At 42.0% G+C, this 18,620-nt stretch carries 12 protein-coding genes, 2 tRNA genes and 2 rRNA genes; 9 read left to right on the forward strand and 7 right to left on the reverse strand.

Translation table 11 applies throughout. From position 1 onward, the window contains the following. Positions 1-214 precede the first annotated feature (214 nt). A 23S ribosomal RNA gene (locus U1P77_RS01220) occupies positions 215-3,074 on the forward strand. 169 nt (positions 3,075-3,243) lie between these two features. Continuing rightward, positions 3,244-3,358: ribosomal RNA gene (gene rrf / locus U1P77_RS01225) — 5S ribosomal RNA — on the forward strand. A 109-nt stretch (positions 3,359-3,467) separates the two neighbouring features. Here rrf and U1P77_RS13480 read toward each other — a convergent pair. Next, a complete protein-coding gene (locus tag U1P77_RS13480; protein ID WP_414479027.1) occupies positions 3,468-3,584 on the reverse strand; it encodes a hypothetical protein in 117 nt (38 codons plus the stop codon). A gap of 307 nt (positions 3,585-3,891) precedes the next feature. Between U1P77_RS13480 and U1P77_RS01230 the strand changes: the two genes are divergently transcribed. The 5 genes from U1P77_RS01230 (at position 3,892) to U1P77_RS01250 (ending at position 8,743) form a co-directional block, all read left to right on the forward strand. Further along, positions 3,892-6,510, forward strand: coding sequence for an AAA family ATPase (locus U1P77_RS01230; protein ID WP_321155628.1), 2,619 nt, complete (start codon positions 3,892-3,894; stop codon positions 6,508-6,510). 143 nt (positions 6,511-6,653) lie between these two features. After that, positions 6,654-6,902, forward strand: a complete 249-nt coding sequence (locus U1P77_RS01235; RefSeq protein ID WP_321155629.1) for a hypothetical protein — start codon at positions 6,654-6,656, stop codon at positions 6,900-6,902. 271 nt (positions 6,903-7,173) lie between these two features. Continuing rightward, positions 7,174-7,584 (forward strand): OsmC family protein, encoded by a 411-nt coding sequence (locus tag U1P77_RS01240; protein ID WP_321155630.1) that lies wholly within the window; start codon positions 7,174-7,176, stop codon positions 7,582-7,584. A gap of 4 nt (positions 7,585-7,588) precedes the next feature. Further along, positions 7,589-8,053 (forward strand): flavodoxin family protein, encoded by a 465-nt coding sequence (locus tag U1P77_RS01245; RefSeq protein ID WP_321155631.1) that lies wholly within the window; start codon positions 7,589-7,591, stop codon positions 8,051-8,053. Between the two features lie 12 nt (positions 8,054-8,065). Then, entirely contained in the window at positions 8,066-8,743 is a 678-nt protein-coding gene (locus U1P77_RS01250) for a DUF938 domain-containing protein (protein ID WP_321155632.1), read from the forward strand. A 113-nt stretch (positions 8,744-8,856) separates the two neighbouring features. On the opposite strand, the gene U1P77_RS01255 is transcribed toward U1P77_RS01250, so the two are convergent. Then, complete coding sequence (locus tag U1P77_RS01255; RefSeq protein ID WP_321155633.1) at positions 8,857-9,648, reverse strand: dienelactone hydrolase family protein; 792 nt, start codon at positions 9,646-9,648, stop codon at positions 8,857-8,859. Between the two features lie 544 nt (positions 9,649-10,192). Between U1P77_RS01255 and U1P77_RS01260 the strand changes: the two genes are divergently transcribed. Next, positions 10,193-12,280 carry a catalase gene (locus U1P77_RS01260; RefSeq protein WP_321155634.1) on the forward strand — a complete coding sequence of 696 codons (2,088 nt, stop codon included), beginning with the start codon at positions 10,193-10,195 and terminating at the stop codon, positions 12,278-12,280. A 326-nt stretch (positions 12,281-12,606) separates the two neighbouring features. Here U1P77_RS01260 and U1P77_RS01265 read toward each other — a convergent pair whose 3' ends face one another. Further along, positions 12,607-13,761 (reverse strand): RNA-guided endonuclease InsQ/TnpB family protein, encoded by a 1,155-nt coding sequence (locus U1P77_RS01265; protein ID WP_321155635.1) that lies wholly within the window; start codon positions 13,759-13,761, stop codon positions 12,607-12,609. Continuing rightward, positions 13,758-14,369 carry an IS607 family transposase gene (locus U1P77_RS01270; RefSeq protein ID WP_321155562.1) on the reverse strand — a complete coding sequence of 204 codons (612 nt, stop codon included), beginning with the start codon at positions 14,367-14,369 and terminating at the stop codon, positions 13,758-13,760. Before U1P77_RS01270 ends, U1P77_RS01265 begins: the two co-directional genes overlap by 4 nt. A gap of 295 nt (positions 14,370-14,664) precedes the next feature. Between U1P77_RS01270 and U1P77_RS01275 the strand changes: the two genes are divergently transcribed. Continuing rightward, positions 14,665-15,453 (forward strand): MBL fold metallo-hydrolase, encoded by a 789-nt coding sequence (locus U1P77_RS01275; protein ID WP_321155636.1) that lies wholly within the window; start codon positions 14,665-14,667, stop codon positions 15,451-15,453. A gap of 324 nt (positions 15,454-15,777) precedes the next feature. Here U1P77_RS01275 and U1P77_RS01280 read toward each other — a convergent pair. The 3 genes from U1P77_RS01280 to U1P77_RS01290 form a co-directional block, all read right to left on the reverse strand. Then, positions 15,778-15,853: transfer RNA gene (locus tag U1P77_RS01280), tRNA-Lys, on the reverse strand. Between the two features lie 189 nt (positions 15,854-16,042). Then, positions 16,043-16,118: transfer RNA gene (locus U1P77_RS01285), tRNA-Lys, on the reverse strand. Between the two features lie 428 nt (positions 16,119-16,546). Continuing rightward, the gene (locus U1P77_RS01290; RefSeq protein WP_321155637.1) at positions 16,547-18,547 is read right to left on the reverse strand and encodes a MacB family efflux pump subunit; all 2,001 of its coding nucleotides are present in this window, start codon (positions 18,545-18,547) and stop codon (positions 16,547-16,549) included. Positions 18,548-18,620 lie beyond the last annotated feature (73 nt).

Genomic DNA, 18,620 nt, shown 5'->3' on the forward strand with positions numbered 1-18,620 from the left:
AAAAACATAGATATGAGTCTGGGTTAGGAACAACATGTTCACGTGTTGTTTCTAACCTGATAATCAATGCTCTTAACGACATCAGTTGTTATCCCAGGGGATTGATTATCAAATAAAAAAGAGAACTGAATCAAGCGTATAAACATAGGTGATATCGTTATCATAATTAGACTGATACAACACTAGATAGTTGAAAGACTACTTGGGGTTGTATGGTCAAGTAATGAAGCGCACACGGTGGATGCCTTGGCAGTCAGAGGCGATGAAAGACGTGACAGCCTGCGATAAGCTTCGGGGAGGCGGCAATATCCTGTGATCCGGAGATTTCTGAATGGGGAAACCCACCTACCATAAGGTAGGTATCTTGTACTTGTACAAGAAGCGAACGAGGGGAAGTGAAACATCTCAGTACCCTTAGGAATAGACATCAAATGAGATTCCCCAAGTAGCGGCGAGCGAACGGGGAGAAGCCGATTAATTCTAGAATAGAAGAACAGCGTGGGAAAGCTGACCGTAGTAGGTGATAGTCCTGTATTTTAAATTCTAGAGTTAACATATTAAGTAGAGCGGGACACGAGAAATCCTGTTTGAAGATGGGGGGACCATCCTCCAAGGCTAAATACTCCTGACTGACCGATAGTGAACCAGTACCGTGAGGGAAAGGCGAAAAGAACCCCTGTGAGGGGAGTGAAATAGAACCTGAAACCGTGTGCGTACAAGCAGTGGGAGCCTTAATTTATTAGGGTGACCGCGTACCTTTTGTATAATGGGTCAGCGACTTATGTTCTGTAGCGAGGTTAACCATTTAGGGGAGCCGTAGGGAAACCGAGTCTTAATAGGGCGACTAGTTGCAGGGCATAGACCCGAAACCGAGTGATCTATCCATGAGCAGGTTGAAAGTGCCGTAACAGGCACCGGAGGACCGAACCCACTATCGTTGAAAAGCTAGGGGATGACTTGTGGATAGGGGTGAAAGGCTAATCAAACTCGGTGATAGCTGGTTCTCCCCGAAAGCTATTTAGGTAGCGCCTCGGACGAACACCATTGGGGGTAGAGCACTGTTTCGGCTAGGGGGTCATACCGACTTACCAAACCGATGCAAACTCCGAATACCGATGAGTGATATCCGGGAGACACACAGTGGGTGCTAACGTCCATTGTGGAGAGGGAAACAACCCAGACCGCCAGCTAAGGCCCCAAATTCCTAGTTAAGTGGGAAACGAGGTGGGAAGGCATAGACAGCTAGGAGGTTGGCTTAGAAGCAGCCATCCTTTAAAGAAAGCGTAATAGCTCACTAGTCGAGTCGGCCCGCGCGGAAGATGTAACGGGGCTCAAACTAGGAGCCGAAGCTGCGGATTTGAATTTGTTTTCAAGTGGTAGGGGAGCGTTGTGTAAGCCTGTGAAGGTGTGTCGTAAGGCATGCTGGAGGTATCACAAGAGCGAATGCTGACGTGAGTAACGATAATGCGAGTGAAAAGCTCGCACGCCGGAAGATCAAGGGTTCCAGTCCAACGTTAATCGGGGCTGGGTGAGTCGACCCCTAAGGCGAGGCCGAAAGGCGTAGTCGATGGGAAATCAGTTAATATTCTGATACTTGTTTATAATGCGATGGAGGGACGGAGAAGGTTATGCCAGCCTGGCGATGGTTGTCCAGGTGGAAAGATGTAGGTTTACAGTTTAGGCAAATCCGGACTGTTCTATACCGAGATCTGATAGCAAGCTGTACTTGTACAGTGAAGTGGCAAATACCATGCTTCCAGGAAAAGCTTCTAAGCAATAGTTATAAACGAATCGTACCCTAAACCGACACAGGTGATCAGGTAGAGAATACCAAGGCGCTTGAGAGAACTCTGCTGAAGGAACTAGGCAAAATGGTACCGTAACTTCGGGAGAAGGTACGCTGCTGATGGTGAAGGACTTGCTCCGTAAGCTATCGGCAGTCGCAGATACCAGGCTGCTGCAACTGTTTATTAAAAACACAGCACTCTGCAAACACGAAAGTGGACGTATAGGGTGTGATGCCTGCCCGGTGCTGGAAGGTTAATTGATGGGGTTAGCGTAAGCGAAGCTCTTGATCGAAGCCCCAGTAAACGGCGGCCGTAACTATAACGGTCCTAAGGTAGCGAAATTCCTTGTCGGGTAAGTTCCGACCTGCACGAATGGCATAATGACGGCAGCGCTGTCTCCAGCAGAGACTCAGTGAAATCGAAATCGCAGTGAAGATGCTGTGTACCCGCGGCTAGACGGAAAGACCCCGTGAACCTTTACTACAGCTTTACATTGAACTTTGACCTGACTTGTGCAGGATAGGTGGGAGGCTTTGAAGCAAACACGCTAGTGTTTGTGGAGCCAATCTTGAAATACCACCCTGGTCATGTCGGGGTTCTAACTCAGGTATAACAATACCGAGGACAATGTATGGTGGGTAGTTTGACTGGGGCGGTCTCCTCCTAAAGAGTAACGGAGGAGTACGAAGGTGCGCTCAGAACGGTCGGAAATCGTTCATAGAGTATAAAGGCAAAAGCGCGCTTAACTGCGAGACCCACAAGTCGAGCAGGTACGAAAGTAGGTCTTAGTGATCCGGTGGTTCTGTATGGAAGGGCCATCGCTCAACGGATAAAAGGTACTCTGGGGATAACAGGCTGATACCGCCCAAGAGTTCATATCGACGGCGGTGTTTGGCACCTCGATGTCGGCTCATCTCATCCTAGGGCTGAAGCAGGTCCTAAGGGTATGGCTGTTCGCCATTTAAAGAGGTACGCGAGCTGGGTTTAGAACGTCGTGAGACAGTTCGGTCCCTATCTACCGTGGGCGTTGGAAATTTGAGAGGATCTGCTCCTAGTACGAGAGGACCAGAGTGGACGAACCTCTGGTGTTCGGGTTGTCACGCCAGTGGCATTGCCCGGTAGCTACGTTCGGATGGGATAACCGCTGAAAGCATCTAAGCGGGAAGCCCACCTCAAGATAAGATTTCCCTAAAGAGCCGTTGAAGACTACGACGTTGATAGGCAGGGTGTGGAAGCACAGCGATGTGTGTAGCTAACCTGTACTAATTGCTCGTTTGGCTTGACCATACAACACCCAAGTGGTTTGTATGAAAGCTCTAATTAATCTATCTTGTATAGCTTCATGCTATAGAATATAAATATATTTCGATATCACCTTTAACCTTGATTCAGTTAGGTTAAGTGATACTTAGTCAAAATAAGTAAAACTAAAACAGACTCATATCTAACCCCCTTTGCTGACGACAATAGCATGATGGAACCACCTGATCCCTTCCCGAACTCAGAAGTGAAACATCATCGCGCCAATGGTAGTGTGGGTTCGCCCATGTGAGAGTAGGTCATCGTCAGCTCTCTATTCCTGAAAGCCCCCTCATACATTAGTATGAGGGGGCTTTTTTATGGGTGTGATTTAGCCTTTGTATTAAAAAGCCCTCAGTGCTACGCACTGAGGGCTTTCCTTTAATTTTTATATTGGTCGTAGGTGGTTGCGGCAACACCATCATTTGCTAATGCGGTAAGAAATTCTTCTGTTTCTAATTTGCCCATATCTTTAGGATGGCGTTTGTTGTGGAACAAAATATAGCGTTTTTCAGTTTGATAGCTTTAATGTTTTTGTTTTATGTTTTGCCTGGCTTGATATAATAATTTTATGGCTATAAACCTACTAAAATGTGATATTCAATACTTTTTGGCTATCATATTATCTACAGGTATGAAATAGTACATGACGTGCCTTTAATTGCTATATTTATAATGTTGATTTGTAATATTAGTATTAAATTTGCAGGATAATAAATTGTTATATACTCTGTGCAGTATTGGCAACTTGTTCTCTAGTTATTCATTTTTAGAGGAAATACGGTTGTGAAAATAGGGACGTTTTATGATCCATGCTGAGTACTTACGTTTTTTGCAAACTCTTGATGCAGATGCTATTTCCGAAGATGAACGTAAGATAGCTAATCTTATTCTTACAAACTTAGATTATTTAGTATCACTAGGTACGCATCAAGGTCAGCGCGTTAAAGCAGTTGTTCAGCTTGCTCAAGCAGGTTGGAGTACTTTGAGTTCCGAGATTCAGCCACCGCCAGAAACTTTAGCTATTAATAAACCTCCAATAACTCAGCTAAAAAGTTTAATAGTAGGTCCATTTCGTGGATTTTCTAGGGAAGAGAGTTTTGACTTAACCCATAAATTAGTATTAATTTACGGGCCAAATGGAACAGGTAAATCAAGCTTTTGCGAAGCACTAGAATATTCACTTTTGGGAAATGTTGCGGAGGCAGAAAGTAACCGTTTTCAAGATCAGCAAAGTTATTTCAAAAATGCACATGTAGATCGCTTTAGTGCTCCAAAGCTTTCTGGACTAAACCAGCAAAGTGAAGAAATCATTATCGATGCTGATGATGCACTTTATAGATTTTGTTTTGTTGAAAAGAACAGGATTGATAACTTTTCGAGAATTGCAGGCCAAGCACCTGCCAAACAAACAGAGTTAATTTCAACGTTATTTGGTTTGGATTCTTTTAGTGATTTTGTTCGAAAATTCACGGCTGAAATTGATCTTAGGTATATTGATCTTACTGGCCAGAAATCAGGGCTGTTAGCACAAAAGCGACAAGCACTTGAGGGGACTAAACAGCAAATAGAAATGAATAACGCTGAATTAATAAAGATTAATACTTCTGAGCAAACTTTAGCTAGCACCTACCGGGAAGGCTCGAGCTTCAGCCAATTGGTGCTTGAAGTACTTGGTAATGATGAAAATATTGGGTTAATTCCGAAGATAGAATCTGAAATACAGCAACCTTTAACTATCAAGTCGTCTTTGAGTCTCGTGACATTAGATGAGTTAGGTGGAAATATAGTTAATCATCTAAACGAGGATAATGCTTTACGCCAAGAGCTAGCTGGTGCAAGTCAGCAAATATCATTCAAGAATCTGTACAATGCTGTAACGCAAGTGCAAAAAAGTAGTCCTAATAATTGCCCAGCTTGCAAAACCCCGCTTGACCAAGTTACAGTAAATCCATTTATTCATTCCGATGAAGAGTTACATAAGCTATACTACTTGGCTGAGCAGCAAAATACACTTCAACGTTTAGAACAGAAAGTACATCAGGGATTACTTTCACTTGCTCAAATAGTAAATGCTTGTTGCAGCCGATTTGCTCCGAATGTACTTACTCAGTATCAGGTAACACCTAGTATTCAGGAAAACACTGAATGGTGGAATGGCTTACAACAACCTATGCCAGATGGTTTCACTGCGTGGCAGCATTTACGTTCACAAGTACAACAACTTGAGGATACAGATAAGGAAATTGACCAGGCTGTTCACTTACGCTCAATAAAACAAACTGAACTAAATCGACTACGTGATTTCTCACGCAATATTACTGTTCTTATAACGCGCAGGCAGACTGCCAACCAAGCATTTTTAAATGCCAAAAAGACAATTAATAGCTTCGATATTGAAAATGCTCAGTTAATAGCTGATGTTCAAGCTGAAATACCCAACATCCAAAGAAACCGTTCTATCTCGGAAGCCTACAAGAACTTCGTAATACTCTTAAATGCTTACAAGGAGAAACTTCCTGCACAACTCGTAGCCGATCTAAGCGAGCAGGTTGTCGAGCTGTATAATTCATTTAACCGGAATGACTTGCCCTCAGAACTTCTGGCCACAGTTAAACTCCCTTTGGCTCAGAATCAACGCCTCGAAATATCATTTCAAAATAACCCAGATCAGTTCTACGATACATTGCATGTGCTTAGTGAAGGGCATATCCGCTGTATTGGCTTATCCATCCTTCTTTCAAAGAACCTGAAAGAAAATTGCCCACTGCTGATTTTTGATGATCCTGTGAATGCTATTGATGACGATCATAGAGAATCAATAAGGCGCACGCTATTCGAAGATCAGTTCTTTTCTGGAAAGCAAATAATTTTGACCTGCCACGGAGAAGAGTTCTTCAAAGATATTCAAAACCTTCTTCCTGCTCAAGTTGCTGCTCAGACTAAATCGATTACCTTTTTACCTAGGCTCGAAGAATCCCATATAAATGTGGATTTTAACTGTGCCCCTAGGAATTACATTATCGCTGCTAGAGAGCACTTTAATAAAAATGAGATTAGAGAAGCTCTATCCAAATCAAGAAAAGCAATGGAGTCTCTGACTAAAGGAAAAATCTGGCGTTATGTGAGTAGATATGGTGATGGTAATCTGAGTCTAAAGTTACGTGGCGCTTCAGCTCCAATTGAATTAAGAAACTTGTCTGAGCAGCTTAAATCCAAAATTGGTAAGCCTGAGTTTTCTGACCAAAATAAGAGCACTGTTTTGGTCCCTCTTAGTACTTTGATTGGATTAAATGGTAATTCGCGTGAATGGAGGTATTTGAACAAAGGCACGCACGAAGAAAACGATAGAGCAGAATTTGATAGAATCACAGTTTCTACAATGATTATTGCTTTAGAAGCCTTAGATCAGGCTGTTATATAGATGTATATTATGCAAAAAATATTTATAAGTAAATACGCATATAACAAACGAAGTCAATCTGACTGTCAAAGTTGTCACGACTTTTTCTCCAAAAGCGGCGGCATCTTTACCAGCAGTTGCTGCGGGTGTTAGCCGAGAATAATATGAATAACCAACCAACTACTCCACCCCAAAAAATAGAATCCAACAAACCATGGGTTATTTTAGGGAATGGCAAGAAACACTATATGCGAGCAACTACTTTCGACATAGTAGTATCTATATTTCTTCCTATATTAAGGCTTATATTGGGTCTAGTTGCTTTAATAAAGAAAGAATATAAAAGAGGGGGGACTATGATTGTCATTGGCTTTATAGTTTCAATTGTATTTACTTTATTATCAGTTTTGTAATCAAATATATGTCTAAAAAATCGCTGCATCTGACCGTTAACCGCGTTCGACTTCAGCTCGGTTAATGACGAAACAACCCTTTTAGATTAATCATGTTTGACCCGGCAGCGATTGAGCTATACGTTACACACAAACTCTTGTTCTAAAAATTTCTAAGCCTAAAACCTCATATTTTAACTATCAAAACTAAAGCACTTATTGTCTATTAGCGAACTATTTAAAATTTTTAAAGAGCATCAATCCAACAACGATAACTATCAAAGAGAAAGCTATGACAACTTCTAAAGTGACTTATCGAGGGCAATTGCGTACTGCAGCGGTACATTTACAGTCCAATAGTGAAATCATCACTGATGCGCCTGTAGATAATCATGGTAAAGGCGAAGCCTTTTCGCCAACTGATTTGCTAGCGACCAGTTTAGCCAGTTGTATGCTCACTATTATTGGTATAAAAGCCGCTGATATGGGTGTCGATATTATAGGCACGACGGCTGAAGTCACTAAAATTATGGTTGCTAACCCTAGACGTGTTAGTGAAGTGCATATTGTGATGACTTTCTCACAAGCATTAGATGAGAAGACGCTAAAAATCTTTTATAACACTGCTTTGACATGCCCAGTGGCTAATAGCTTGCATCCTGATATTACGCAAAACTTAGTCTTTAGTAATGGCAATAGGTAATAATATGACCTCTCAAACTCTGCTTATCGTTGCTCACGCGCCATCGCCAAATACTAAGAAGCTAGCACAAGCTGCTTATAACGGTGCTAATCATCCGGATATAGATATCAATGTGGTGCTAAAGTCCCCACAGGAAACCCAGCCTGAAGATGTGCTGGCAGCTGACGCGTTACTTTTGGGTACGACCGAGAATTTGGCATACATGGCTGGTCTGACCAAAGACTTCTTTGATCGTTGTTATTATCCAGTATTAGAAAAGAAACAAGGCATGCCTTTTGCGTTATATATTCGTGCGGGCGAAGACGGTACCGGTACCAAACGCGCGATACAGACGATTACGACTGGTTTACGTTGGTCTTGGATACAAGAGGCATTGATTTTACAGGGTGATTGGCAAGATGAGTTTACTGAACAGGTTGAAGAGCTGGCAATGACCCTTGCTGCTGGCGTAGAAGCTGGTATTTATTAATAGCCTGTTGTTATGGATAAAAATAATTTAGGAAACTTAAGTAATACTGATAATTTAGGTAATATTGATATGAGCTTATCTGCTGCACTACCGTTTTCTCGAGCTTGTGAGAATAATAAGCATGCAATCTTAGAAGCACTAAAAACAGAGCTGATATCTTCTAAGCATGTGCTTGAGATAGGGTCGGGTACTGGTCAACACAGCGTGTATTTCGCGCCACAGTTGCCAAAGATAACTTGGCAAACCAGCGACCTCGTAGCTAATCATTGGGCTATTAATGCTTGGCACGATGCCCATCCCGCAGCTAATCTCTATAAGCCTCTACCTTTGGATTTGGCGGTTGATCCCTTACCCATCAGTCTTTCTTCTAATCGACCTTATGATGCGGTGTTTACGGCTAACACGCTACACATCATCGCATGGTCTCTAGTCGAAAAACTATTTGAATTGGTGGGTAATGCATTATCTATCGATGGCAAGCTGCTTATTTATGGGCCATTCAATGAGAGTGGACATTATACCAGTGAGGGTAACCATCGTTTTGATGAAATGCTACGTCAACAGAATCCCAGCAGTGGTATTCGTCATAAGGAAGATGTTATAGAGCTAGCGGACCAACATCATTTAGTATTATGTGCTACCCATGCAATGCCAGCCAGTAACCAGCTACTGATTTTTAAAAAACGATAATACTTTTGAGTATTAGAAAATTAGTATCAAAAAAAACTCTCTTAATCGATCATGATACGATCTGAATTAAGGGAGTTTTTTGAGTTTGCTTATGTTGTTTTTTTTCGATAAAACTATTTATATTCCTCTGCTAAAAAATCCATATAACGTTTCCAGGAACGCTCATCTGCGCGCGCGTCATATCTATCGCTATCGAACACAGTGAAGGCGTGTTTTGCACCACTATAAGTAACCATCTCATGTGGTACGTTCGAAGCCTCTAATGTTTTACCAAGCACGGTAAAATCCTCTAAAGGAACTGACTCATCAGCTGAACCGTGAAAAACAAGTATCTCTCCAACTGTCTTATCATAGTTTTGACCGACTGGAATATCGAGTCCACCATGAAAGGGCACAAAGGCTTTTTGCGGGAATCCTGATCGTGCTAACTCGAGAGCAACGGTGCCACCAAAACAATACCCCATCGTAGTACCTCTACGCACATCATTACCTTGTTTCTGCCCTACGTTCAACGCTCCTTCGAGTAGTTTGCGCATCTTCACCCGATCGTCATATAACGCTGAAGTGAGACGTTTTTTGTCTGCGATTTCAGTAGGATGAACGTCAAGCCCAAACATATCCGCTGCTAAAACATTGTAACCTTGGTTTGCTAACATATCAGCACGTCTTCGCTCATAGTCTGTCAACCCATCCCAATCATGAATCAATAGGATAAAAGGAGCGTTAGGTTTGTCAGCTTTTGCGTAATAGCCTTGATAAGGTTGGTTGTCTACCGTATAAGTGATTTTTTTGGTAGTGATAGCGATTGCCGTTTGGCTAAAAGTCAGTGCCATCAAGCCCAACGATGTGCCAAGAAATAATGAACGAAAAGAATTGGTTGGTGAGTAAGTAGCTTTTGGTAACATAAATAGCCTTATAACTCAAAGTAATAAAGATGAACATAGGGCTAAAAACATTGTCAATTTCGTTTATCAGTGATATGTAGAGCCCAATAAAATAATACCTTAAAGAATATCTACATTACAAGAGTCGATTGTTGATATTAGCAAACACTAAAAAAATATAGAATATTTTACTTTTGTTAGGTGCAAACTTTAACTAAATATCAACAATGTTCACTGTATACATGCCTAATTTTTTGGGTAATATAGCCTATCAACCTATTTATGTTTTTAATGATTGGTAGTGTTAACAACACAGAAAACCAACCAGCATATGGAATTATAATCGTCTTAAATGACCCTCAATACGCGACTCTCAACTTAATAGGGGCTATCGTAGGCTGGCGCTTTTAGCCCAGTCAATCGTAACCATTTGCCAAAAACGCTGGGCTAAAGCCACAGCCTACGCCAAAAATTATGATAGTTGAGAGTGGGGTCCTCAATCTGTGTAAGTACTTTTTTGATGGTTTCTTTTAAGCCCATTTTTACTCATTAGCTAGGATATTTTATGAAAAAGGATCTTGATCATACCGACCCAGCCAAAAATATGAACACCGAACGTGGCAATGGTGGCGAGACCCACCAGCGTGCAGGTGAAGACACAAAAGTGCTGACTACCCAGCAGGGTGTGCCCATTGCTGACAATCAAAATTCGCTAAAAGTCGGCGCCCGTGGTCCGACATTACTAGAAGATTTTGTCTTACGCGAAAAAATTAATCACTTTGACCATGAGCGCATTCCGGAACGTATTGTGCATGCCCGTGGTAGTGCAGCGCATGGTTATTTTGAATTAACTGAATCACTAGAAGAATACACAACTGCAAAAATATTAACTGAAACCAGCAAACAAACCCCACTATTTACGCGCTTTTCTACTGTAGCTGGTAATAAAGGCTCAAAAGATACCCCGCGTGATGTGCGTGGGTTTTCAGTAAAGGTTTATACTGAAGAGGGCAACTGGGATCTCGTTGGCAATAATATGCCAATCTTCTTTATCCAAGACGCTATTAAATTTCCAGATCTTATTCATGCTGTAAAGCCTGAACCGGATCGTGGATTTCCACAAGCGGCATCTGCTCATGATACATTCTGGGATTTTGTCTCTTTAAGTCCAGAAACGATGCACAACGTTATTTGGCTAATGAGTGATCGAGGATTGCCACGTAGCTTTAGCATGATGGAAGGCTTCGGTATTCATAGCTTTAGACTGCTAGATAAAGAAGGTAAAAGTACCTTTGTACGTTTCCATTGGAAACCAGTACTAGGCGTGCAATCTACTACTTGGGATGAAGCGGTCAAAATATCTGGCGCTGATCCTGATTATCATCGTCGTGACATGTTTGAAGCTATCGATAACGGCATGTATCCTGAATGGGAGTTTGGCGTTCAGTTATTTACTGAGGAGCAAGCAAACGAGTTTCCATTTGATCACTTAGATTCTACTAAGTTGATTCCAGAAGAAATGGTGCCCGTTAAAATAGTAGGCAAAATGGTACTTAATCGCAATCCAGACAACTTCTTTGCCGAAACGGAACAAGTGGCCTTCTGCTTGTCACATGTACCACCAGGCATTGATTTTAGTAATGACCCACTATTACAAGGTCGTCTGTTCAGTTATTTGGATACGCAATTGAAGCGTCTTGGATCGCCGAACTTTGCCCAAATTCCTATTAATGCGCCAAAATGTCCGTTTGCCAATAATCAGCAAGATGGTCATATGCAGATGCAAGTGCCTAAAACTCGTGTCCTTTATGAGCCCCAAAGTCTAGATCCAACCAGACCGCGTGAAAGTGTTGAAAAAGGCTTCGAATCGTTCCATGAGAAAATGGATGATGGTGTTAAAGGTCGCATACGTGCCGAGAGCTTTGCGGATCATTATAGTCAACCGCGTATGTTCTATCGTAGCCAAACGACAGTTGAGCAAGCGCACATCGCTTCAGCGTATGCATTTGAACTTGGTAAAGTAGATACAGCGCATGTGCGCACCCGTACAATCAGTCATCTGCGCCATATTGATGAAGATTTGGCCAGCCGTGTCGCAAAAGCGCTTGGTATGGAATTGCCAGAAGCTGCTGATGCGGCCGCACCCGTGCAAGATATGGCTACCTCTCCTGCCGTAAGAACGATTGGTCTTTCACCTAAAAGCTTAAAAGGTCGCTTGATTGGTATTTTAGTCGCCGAAGCCTCAAAGCATAGTGAAGTTAAAAAGTTTGAAGATGCTGCCAAAGCTGAAGGTGCAAGCGTGAAGATTGTCGCGCTTAGTAAAGAAGTGCTACTAGACGATGATACGCGTATACAAGCGGACGAGCGTTTGGCAGGTGGTCCGTCAGTTATGTTCGATGCCGTAGTCAGCATTATTATGCCGGATCAAGCTAAAAAGCTGGCCAAAGACAGCGCTGCATTAGATTGGTTCACTGATGCCTATGTACATTGCAAGGCTATAGCCTATTGTGGAGCTACAGATGAATTCATTCTAAGTAAGCTACCAATTGAAAAGGATGCTTTTGTGACCCCACTCGCAGATTTGGATACTTTTATTGAAAATGCCAAATCGCGTCTATGGGAACGTGAGCCTAAGGTTCGCGATCTTGCTTAATAATTGGCATAAATGTGACTTGGCATAAACAAGGTTAAGCCAGCTAATAGTATTAACTTTAATTTTCGAAACGAACTGTTATAACCTTAAACTCAGCCTATGTGCTGAGTTTTTGTATTTATAAAAAGTTATATTTAACAACAAAGTACAACAGTGACCCGTTCCAAAAATATTACTCAAATCTCACTAAATATATCTAACTAGCTAGATTTAAAATTTTCTTTCTGCTTCAATGCCATGCGCTACCTCTCGTTTGAGACTTAGACTGACTACGACTCCACAGACTTTTTTAATTGGCGATGGAACTCACCGACCAATGAGCGGGGTTATGCGACTGTTAAAATAACAGTCGCGTTATTTAAAATATTGATACTGGCGTTGAGATCGCGGTCATGTTTGGACTGACACTCAGGACACGTCCATTCGCGCATCTTTAGTGTTAATTCATCTTTGCCAAGGATGTGACTGCAGTTTGAGCAAGTCTTTGAGCTTGGGTAAAAACGACCGACTGACTTCACAACCTTGCCTTGCTCATTGGCTTTATAGATAAGCTGACGCTTAAATTCAAAGAAACCCAAATCACTAATGGCGCGTGACAGCTTTCTATTTTTAACCATGCCTTTGACATTAAGACTTTCAATCGCAATCACATCAAACTCTCTGACCAAGCTAGAGGTTATTTTGTGCAACGAATCCTGCCTGATACCTCTGATCTTATAATGCAAACGAGAGAGCTTGGTTTTCGCCTTTTCTCTGTTTTTACTGCCTTTTTTAGTGCGACTCAGGTTTTTATTGAGTGTTCTTAATTTGCTTAAATATTTAGCTAAGGGCTTAGGTGCTTTAATTTTGGTGCCGTCTGATAAAACTAATAAATCGGTAATACCAAGGTCGATACCAACGCTTTTACCTGTCTTGATAATCTTTTTAACCCTGTGGTCTAAATCAACTGCAACGCTGACAAACCATTTCCCGCCGCGCTTAGAGATGGTGGCCGCCATTATTTTACCGTCAAACCGTAAAGCCTCTTTCATGCGCACCCAGCCTAAATTAGGGATGCGAATGGATTTACCTTTAATGGCAAATTGGTCGTTAGAGAGACTGAATCTATCGTCTTTACCACGCTTGCGCGTGACGGGGTATTCAGCCAGCCCTTTAAAAAAGTTGTTATAAGCATCGCCCAGTTGCATGATTGCGGCTTGCGGGGCACATTTTGTCACTTCCGTCATCCACGGGAATAGCTCACGTTTAATGGCGTTCAATTCGCGTCTGAGCTTGGCTTGTGAGGGTCTGTTTAGATTTTTGGAATCAATCTCAATACCAGCCAATAAACAGGCGTCACGGTAGGCCTTGTCCTCTCTATATTGACGTTGCCACTCATGCAAGGCCCAGTTGTAAGCTTTCCGCGCCACACCGCAAGCACGGGCAAAATGGTTCGCCTGTACGTTGTTTGGTTTGAGTTCGATGATATGACCACGGATCATAATACTTGTTTAACCGCCTCTATTAGTTTTTGATTTTTCTTGCTGCGAGAACCGTAGAGCCTCGCTGAAAATACAGTGATAATCTCTAATACATCTTGGGCTAATTCTTGCTCAAAACTAAGTTCCTCGCCTTGATTGATAATGACCACCTTAACATCACGCGCCTCACATAGCATAAACACCAATTCAGCACCAAAGCGTAAAAGTCTGTCTTTGTGGGTGATTACCAGTCGCTCGACTTTGTTGTCAAGAATGTCGTCAAGCAGGGTTTTTAAGCCTTTCTTCTTATAGTTCATACCACTACCAAAATCGGTGATTGTCTCGAAACGCCAACCTTGTTTGGCACAATAAAGTTCCAAAACCTGCGCTTGGCACTGCAAGTCATCTTTTTGGTCACGACTTGAAACACGAGCATAAGCAATGGTTTTTCGGTCTAATTTTGGTGGTGTATTTAAAGGGTGTGGTCTTACTTCATTTAAATCATAACGTCTGTGACCATTTTCGGTTCTTTTGGCGACTAACGTACCATCTTCATCCCAACGTCTTAATGTCGATTGAGCAACCCCAAAATGCTTGGCCGCCTCCCCAATACTAACCAGTTTTCCCATAACCCTATCTCTTTATTGTTTTTTAATTTACTTATTATAGATATAAATGATTAGAATTGGTTATATTTTAGGTAACTGTTCGTAACCCTATCGCTATAAAAATAGTCACGTAAAGCATAAAAGTTATAAGCGACATAATTAAAATATGGACACAAGCGTTCACTCAAAATAACTTATAGTGATACTATCGACGTTATACTAGAGACAACATGATTCGACAAATGAAGAACGATGGATTCTAACAATAATAATGAGTGATAATAGTAAATGAGTGATAATAGTATAAGGAAGAGTAATGAGTTTATGTGAGATCGTACGTTTAGAGGGGTACATTCAAAGTACTTATCTGGCGGTGTATCCTAACAAAATCTTACTACTGGATGGCTGTTGTCGTCCTGATGTGAAGATAGTGCTGGATTACATCCAAACGACCTTACAGCGGCCCGTTAGTGATCTAAAAGTAGTAATAGTCACACATATGCATCCCGATCATGCGGGCGGAGCGAACAAGCTTAGAAAGGCAACAGGCTGCCGTATTGTATCCGCAGATAAATCAAAACAGTGGTATAACAGTATTGGGGGTCAGGCGATGCACTTGGTCGATATTGGCTTGGCTCATTATGTGGCTAAGCGTCAAGGTCGTCCGTTCAAAAAACTATGGTATTCGGCGCATCTCCATCCTGACACTACGGTTCAAGACGGTGATCTCATTCCTGAGTTTGATGACTGGCAAGTATTAGAAACCCCAGGGCACACCGATCGAGACTTATCCCTTTTTCATTTACCAAGCCATCAAGTTTATACTGCGGACTTGATTATTAAGCTGCGGCATAAGTTCGTTGCTCCGTTTCCAATTTATGATCCTAAAACCTATATTCGTTCTCTACAAAAGATTAAAGATCTGAACCCATCAAGCGTGATGATGGCGCATGGACGTAGCCTCACGATTGATGCGGCGACTTTCGATATGCTAATTGCTCAAGCTCCTAAGCATCGGCGTACGGTAAAAGATACCATTCGTCATAAATTGTTATGGCGACAAAATTTTGATTCTTATTCGAAGAGGCAATCTAAGAAAAAGTAATTTAAGTCTATAAGGCTGGCCTAATATAGTCGATTGACAGTAAAATCGTTACCGTATCAACCGTACTAATCTATAGCTGACACCTGGTTTTACTGTGCCAGGATTATTATCCATTGACTGGGTAAACCTATTACAGTTTTAGATTGAACGAATGAAGGCAGTTGCTTTACTAAGCCAGCTGTCATCATCTTTTAGTATTCCGTCATCTTTCTTATGTTTGACTCACGATATATTATTGACACTTTATAGGGTAAAAGAGTCTTTAAGAAATATTAAGCAAAAAAAAAGCCCAGTCATTATATATAATGACTGGGCTCTAGAATATGGTGGGCCGTCCGCGATTCGAACGCGGGACCAATTGATTAAAAGTCAACTGCTCTACCAACTGAGCTAACGGCCCTGAAGAGCGGATAAAAAAAGCACTGCTTTTTTAGCTTCGCAAGTTAAATTTCCTTAAAGGGAAATTTATTAAAGCTTGATATCTGTAAGACATCAATTTTGAATTTACATTGTCGTAAATTCTGTAGAACTTAACTTATTAAGCCAAAGCCGAATAGGGCAAAATGCATAATAAGGTCTAACTGAAATATGGTGGGCCGTCCGCGATTCGAACGCGGGACCAATTGATTAAAAGTCAACTGCTCTACCAACTGAGCTAACGGCCCTGAAGAGCGTATAAAAAAAGCGCTGCTTTTTTAGCTCTGCAAGAGAAAATCTTTTTGACAATATTTTCTAAAAACTATGCTAATAATTGATGTATCTTGTTATTAGCAAGTCAAAATCCTTTAAATAGGATTTTGTTAAAACAATGCAATTAAACAGATATCTCTGTCCGAGCGCAAGAGAATTTATATTTTCGTAAATTCTACAAACTTATAGTTTAAAAAAAATAGACATTAATCTTGTTTCACTGTTTAGAAATTTTGTATCCCTAAACGTGAGAGCACATTATATATATTACTGTGATAATTACAACCCCGTAGCCTAAAAAAAGTGCAATTGACGCCATAAAGTAAACATTTTCACAAAATATTGCCCAGAGGTTGTCTTTTAAATTCTTTAAACCGTTATCAAGGTTTTAGTAAATATGGATTCAATCTCTAGAAAGGGCTTCTACAGGATCAAGTTTTGCCGCATTGCGGGCAGGTAAGAAACCAAAAATAATACCGATAAGCGTCGAGCAGACAAAAGCGGCAATGATAGATGTTGGGGAGTAGATAACTTTAAAGCTATCACCGCCAACACGGTTAATCAGCTCACCGATGGCAAACGCTAACCCGATACCAAGTAGACCACCCAAAATACAGACCAGTACGGCTTCAATCAAGAACTGTTGCATGATATCGCTTTGACGAGCACCAACAGCCATTCGCACTCCAATTTCATTGGTGCGTTCAGTGACTGAGACTAGCATGATATTCATAACGCCAATACCGCCAACAACTAAGGAGATAATGGCAATAGATGAAATCAGCAAGGTTAGGGCAGCAGTGGTAGATTCGATAGTTTGGCGAATAGAGTCTGAGTTGCGTATTCGAAAGTCATCCGTACCGTGACGACTTATCATTAGCTCAGAGATGGCAGACTCTGCGGCAGAGGATGAAATATTATCATCAATGAGTGCCACGAAGCTTTCGATATAAGCACTACCTATAAGCCGTGACATCATAGTGGTGTAGGGCATATACAGGGTCGGAGAGTCCAGACTGCCTCTACCAAAACCGCTGTCGTTGGGTGCCAATACGCCAATCACTCGCCCTGGTACGCTACCTATCAAGAGTACTTCACCGATGGGATTGGCATTATCAGGGAAAAAGGTTTGCTTGGCATTGTTATCAATAATAATATCTTGGGTACGGCGTAAGATACTTTGCTCATCGAAGCCTTGACCTTGAATCAAGGTTTCACCACTGACATTGAGATAGTCTTTACCGACCCCGCTGACACTGGTGGCCTCTTGTATATTACGATAGCGTACGTTGGTATTGCTATCGAGCTGCGGGCTAACACTAACAACATACGGCTGATCAGCGACAGCTTGTGCGTCTTGCGGGGTTAGGTTGTCATCCCCATAACTGCGCCTTGGATCGCCATACGGATAGCCGTCAGAGATGGTGATGGTATTGGTACCAAGTGAGCTGATATTGGTTAAGATTTGCGCTTGTGAGCCTTTACCTAAACCAACTACTGATACGACCGAGGCAATACCAATAATAATGCCTAACATGGTTAATAGAGTACGCATTTTATGAGCGCGCATGGCCAGTAATGACATCTTGAACGCTTCAAATAAACGGTCAATAAAGCTACTAAAGGCACTCTTGCGGTTTTTGTCTAAAATAGGTTCAGGCTGAGCTTGTGTCTGTTGATAATGTTCAGTTTTATAATCAGCGATAACATAACCATCTTTGAGCTCAATCACTCGCTCAGCTTGAGCCGCCAGATTGGGATCATGAGTAACCATGATAATAGTGTGACCTCGAGCGTTTAAGTCTTGCAATATTTGCATCACATCGTCGCCGGACTTACTATCCAGCGCGCCGGTTGGCTCATCCGCTAAAATAATATCACCGCCATTCATTAGCGCTCGCGCAATAGAGACCCGTTGCTGCTGCCCACCAGACAGCTGACTGGGACGGTTGCCGACCTTATCTGCCAGTCCTAAGTCCGTCAGTAACTGCTCGGCACGCTGACTGCGCGCTTGGCCGTCCATACCTGCATATACTGCAGGTACTGCGACGTTGTCTCGAGCATTGATGTCACCGAGTAAATGATACCGCTGAAAAATAAAGCCAAAATGCTCACGGCGTAGTTTTGCCAGCTCATCAGCCTCTAAGCGACTGACTGACTGCCCAAAAATTTGATAGTCGCCAGCGCTTGCTTGGTCCAAACAACCTAGAATGTTCATCAAGGTAGACTTGCCAGAACCTGACTGTCCAATAATGGCGACCATTTCGCCTTGGTTAATGGTCAGATTGATATCATGCAGCACGCGAATAATTTGCTCGCCGGCCTTGAATTCTTTAATCACTCCCTTGACTTGCATCAAGGGAATCTCCATCGCGGCGTTTGTAGTAGGGTCTTGGATGCTCATCTGCCATGCTGCCTATATCAATATTGCTTCTATAAATCAATGTCAAAAGCTAGTCTTTTTCGTCACATGCTGA

Origin of the sequence: Psychrobacter sp. LV10R520-6, from assembly GCF_900182925.1 — a bacterium.
GTDB lineage: Bacteria > Pseudomonadota > Gammaproteobacteria > Pseudomonadales > Moraxellaceae > Psychrobacter.

Coding starts and splice junctions, on each gene's coding strand:
- U1P77_RS01230 (WP_321155628.1), top strand. CDS start 3,892: ATGATCCATGCTGAGTACTTACGTTTTTTGCAAACTCTTGATGCAGAT.
- U1P77_RS01235 (WP_321155629.1), top strand. CDS start 6,654: ATGAATAACCAACCAACTACTCCACCCCAAAAAATAGAATCCAACAAA.
- U1P77_RS01240 (WP_321155630.1), top strand. CDS start 7,174: ATGACAACTTCTAAAGTGACTTATCGAGGGCAATTGCGTACTGCAGCG.
- U1P77_RS01245 (WP_321155631.1), top strand. CDS start 7,589: ATGACCTCTCAAACTCTGCTTATCGTTGCTCACGCGCCATCGCCAAAT.
- U1P77_RS01250 (WP_321155632.1), top strand. CDS start 8,066: ATGGATAAAAATAATTTAGGAAACTTAAGTAATACTGATAATTTAGGT.
- U1P77_RS01255 (WP_321155633.1), bottom strand. CDS start 9,648: ATGTTACCAAAAGCTACTTACTCACCAACCAATTCTTTTCGTTCATTA.
- U1P77_RS01260 (WP_321155634.1), top strand. CDS start 10,193: ATGAAAAAGGATCTTGATCATACCGACCCAGCCAAAAATATGAACACC.
- U1P77_RS01265 (WP_321155635.1), bottom strand. CDS start 13,761: ATGATCCGTGGTCATATCATCGAACTCAAACCAAACAACGTACAGGCG.
- U1P77_RS01270 (WP_321155562.1), bottom strand. CDS start 14,369: ATGGGAAAACTGGTTAGTATTGGGGAGGCGGCCAAGCATTTTGGGGTT.
- U1P77_RS01275 (WP_321155636.1), top strand. CDS start 14,665: ATGAGTTTATGTGAGATCGTACGTTTAGAGGGGTACATTCAAAGTACT.
- U1P77_RS01290 (WP_321155637.1), bottom strand. CDS start 18,547: ATGAGCATCCAAGACCCTACTACAAACGCCGCGATGGAGATTCCCTTG.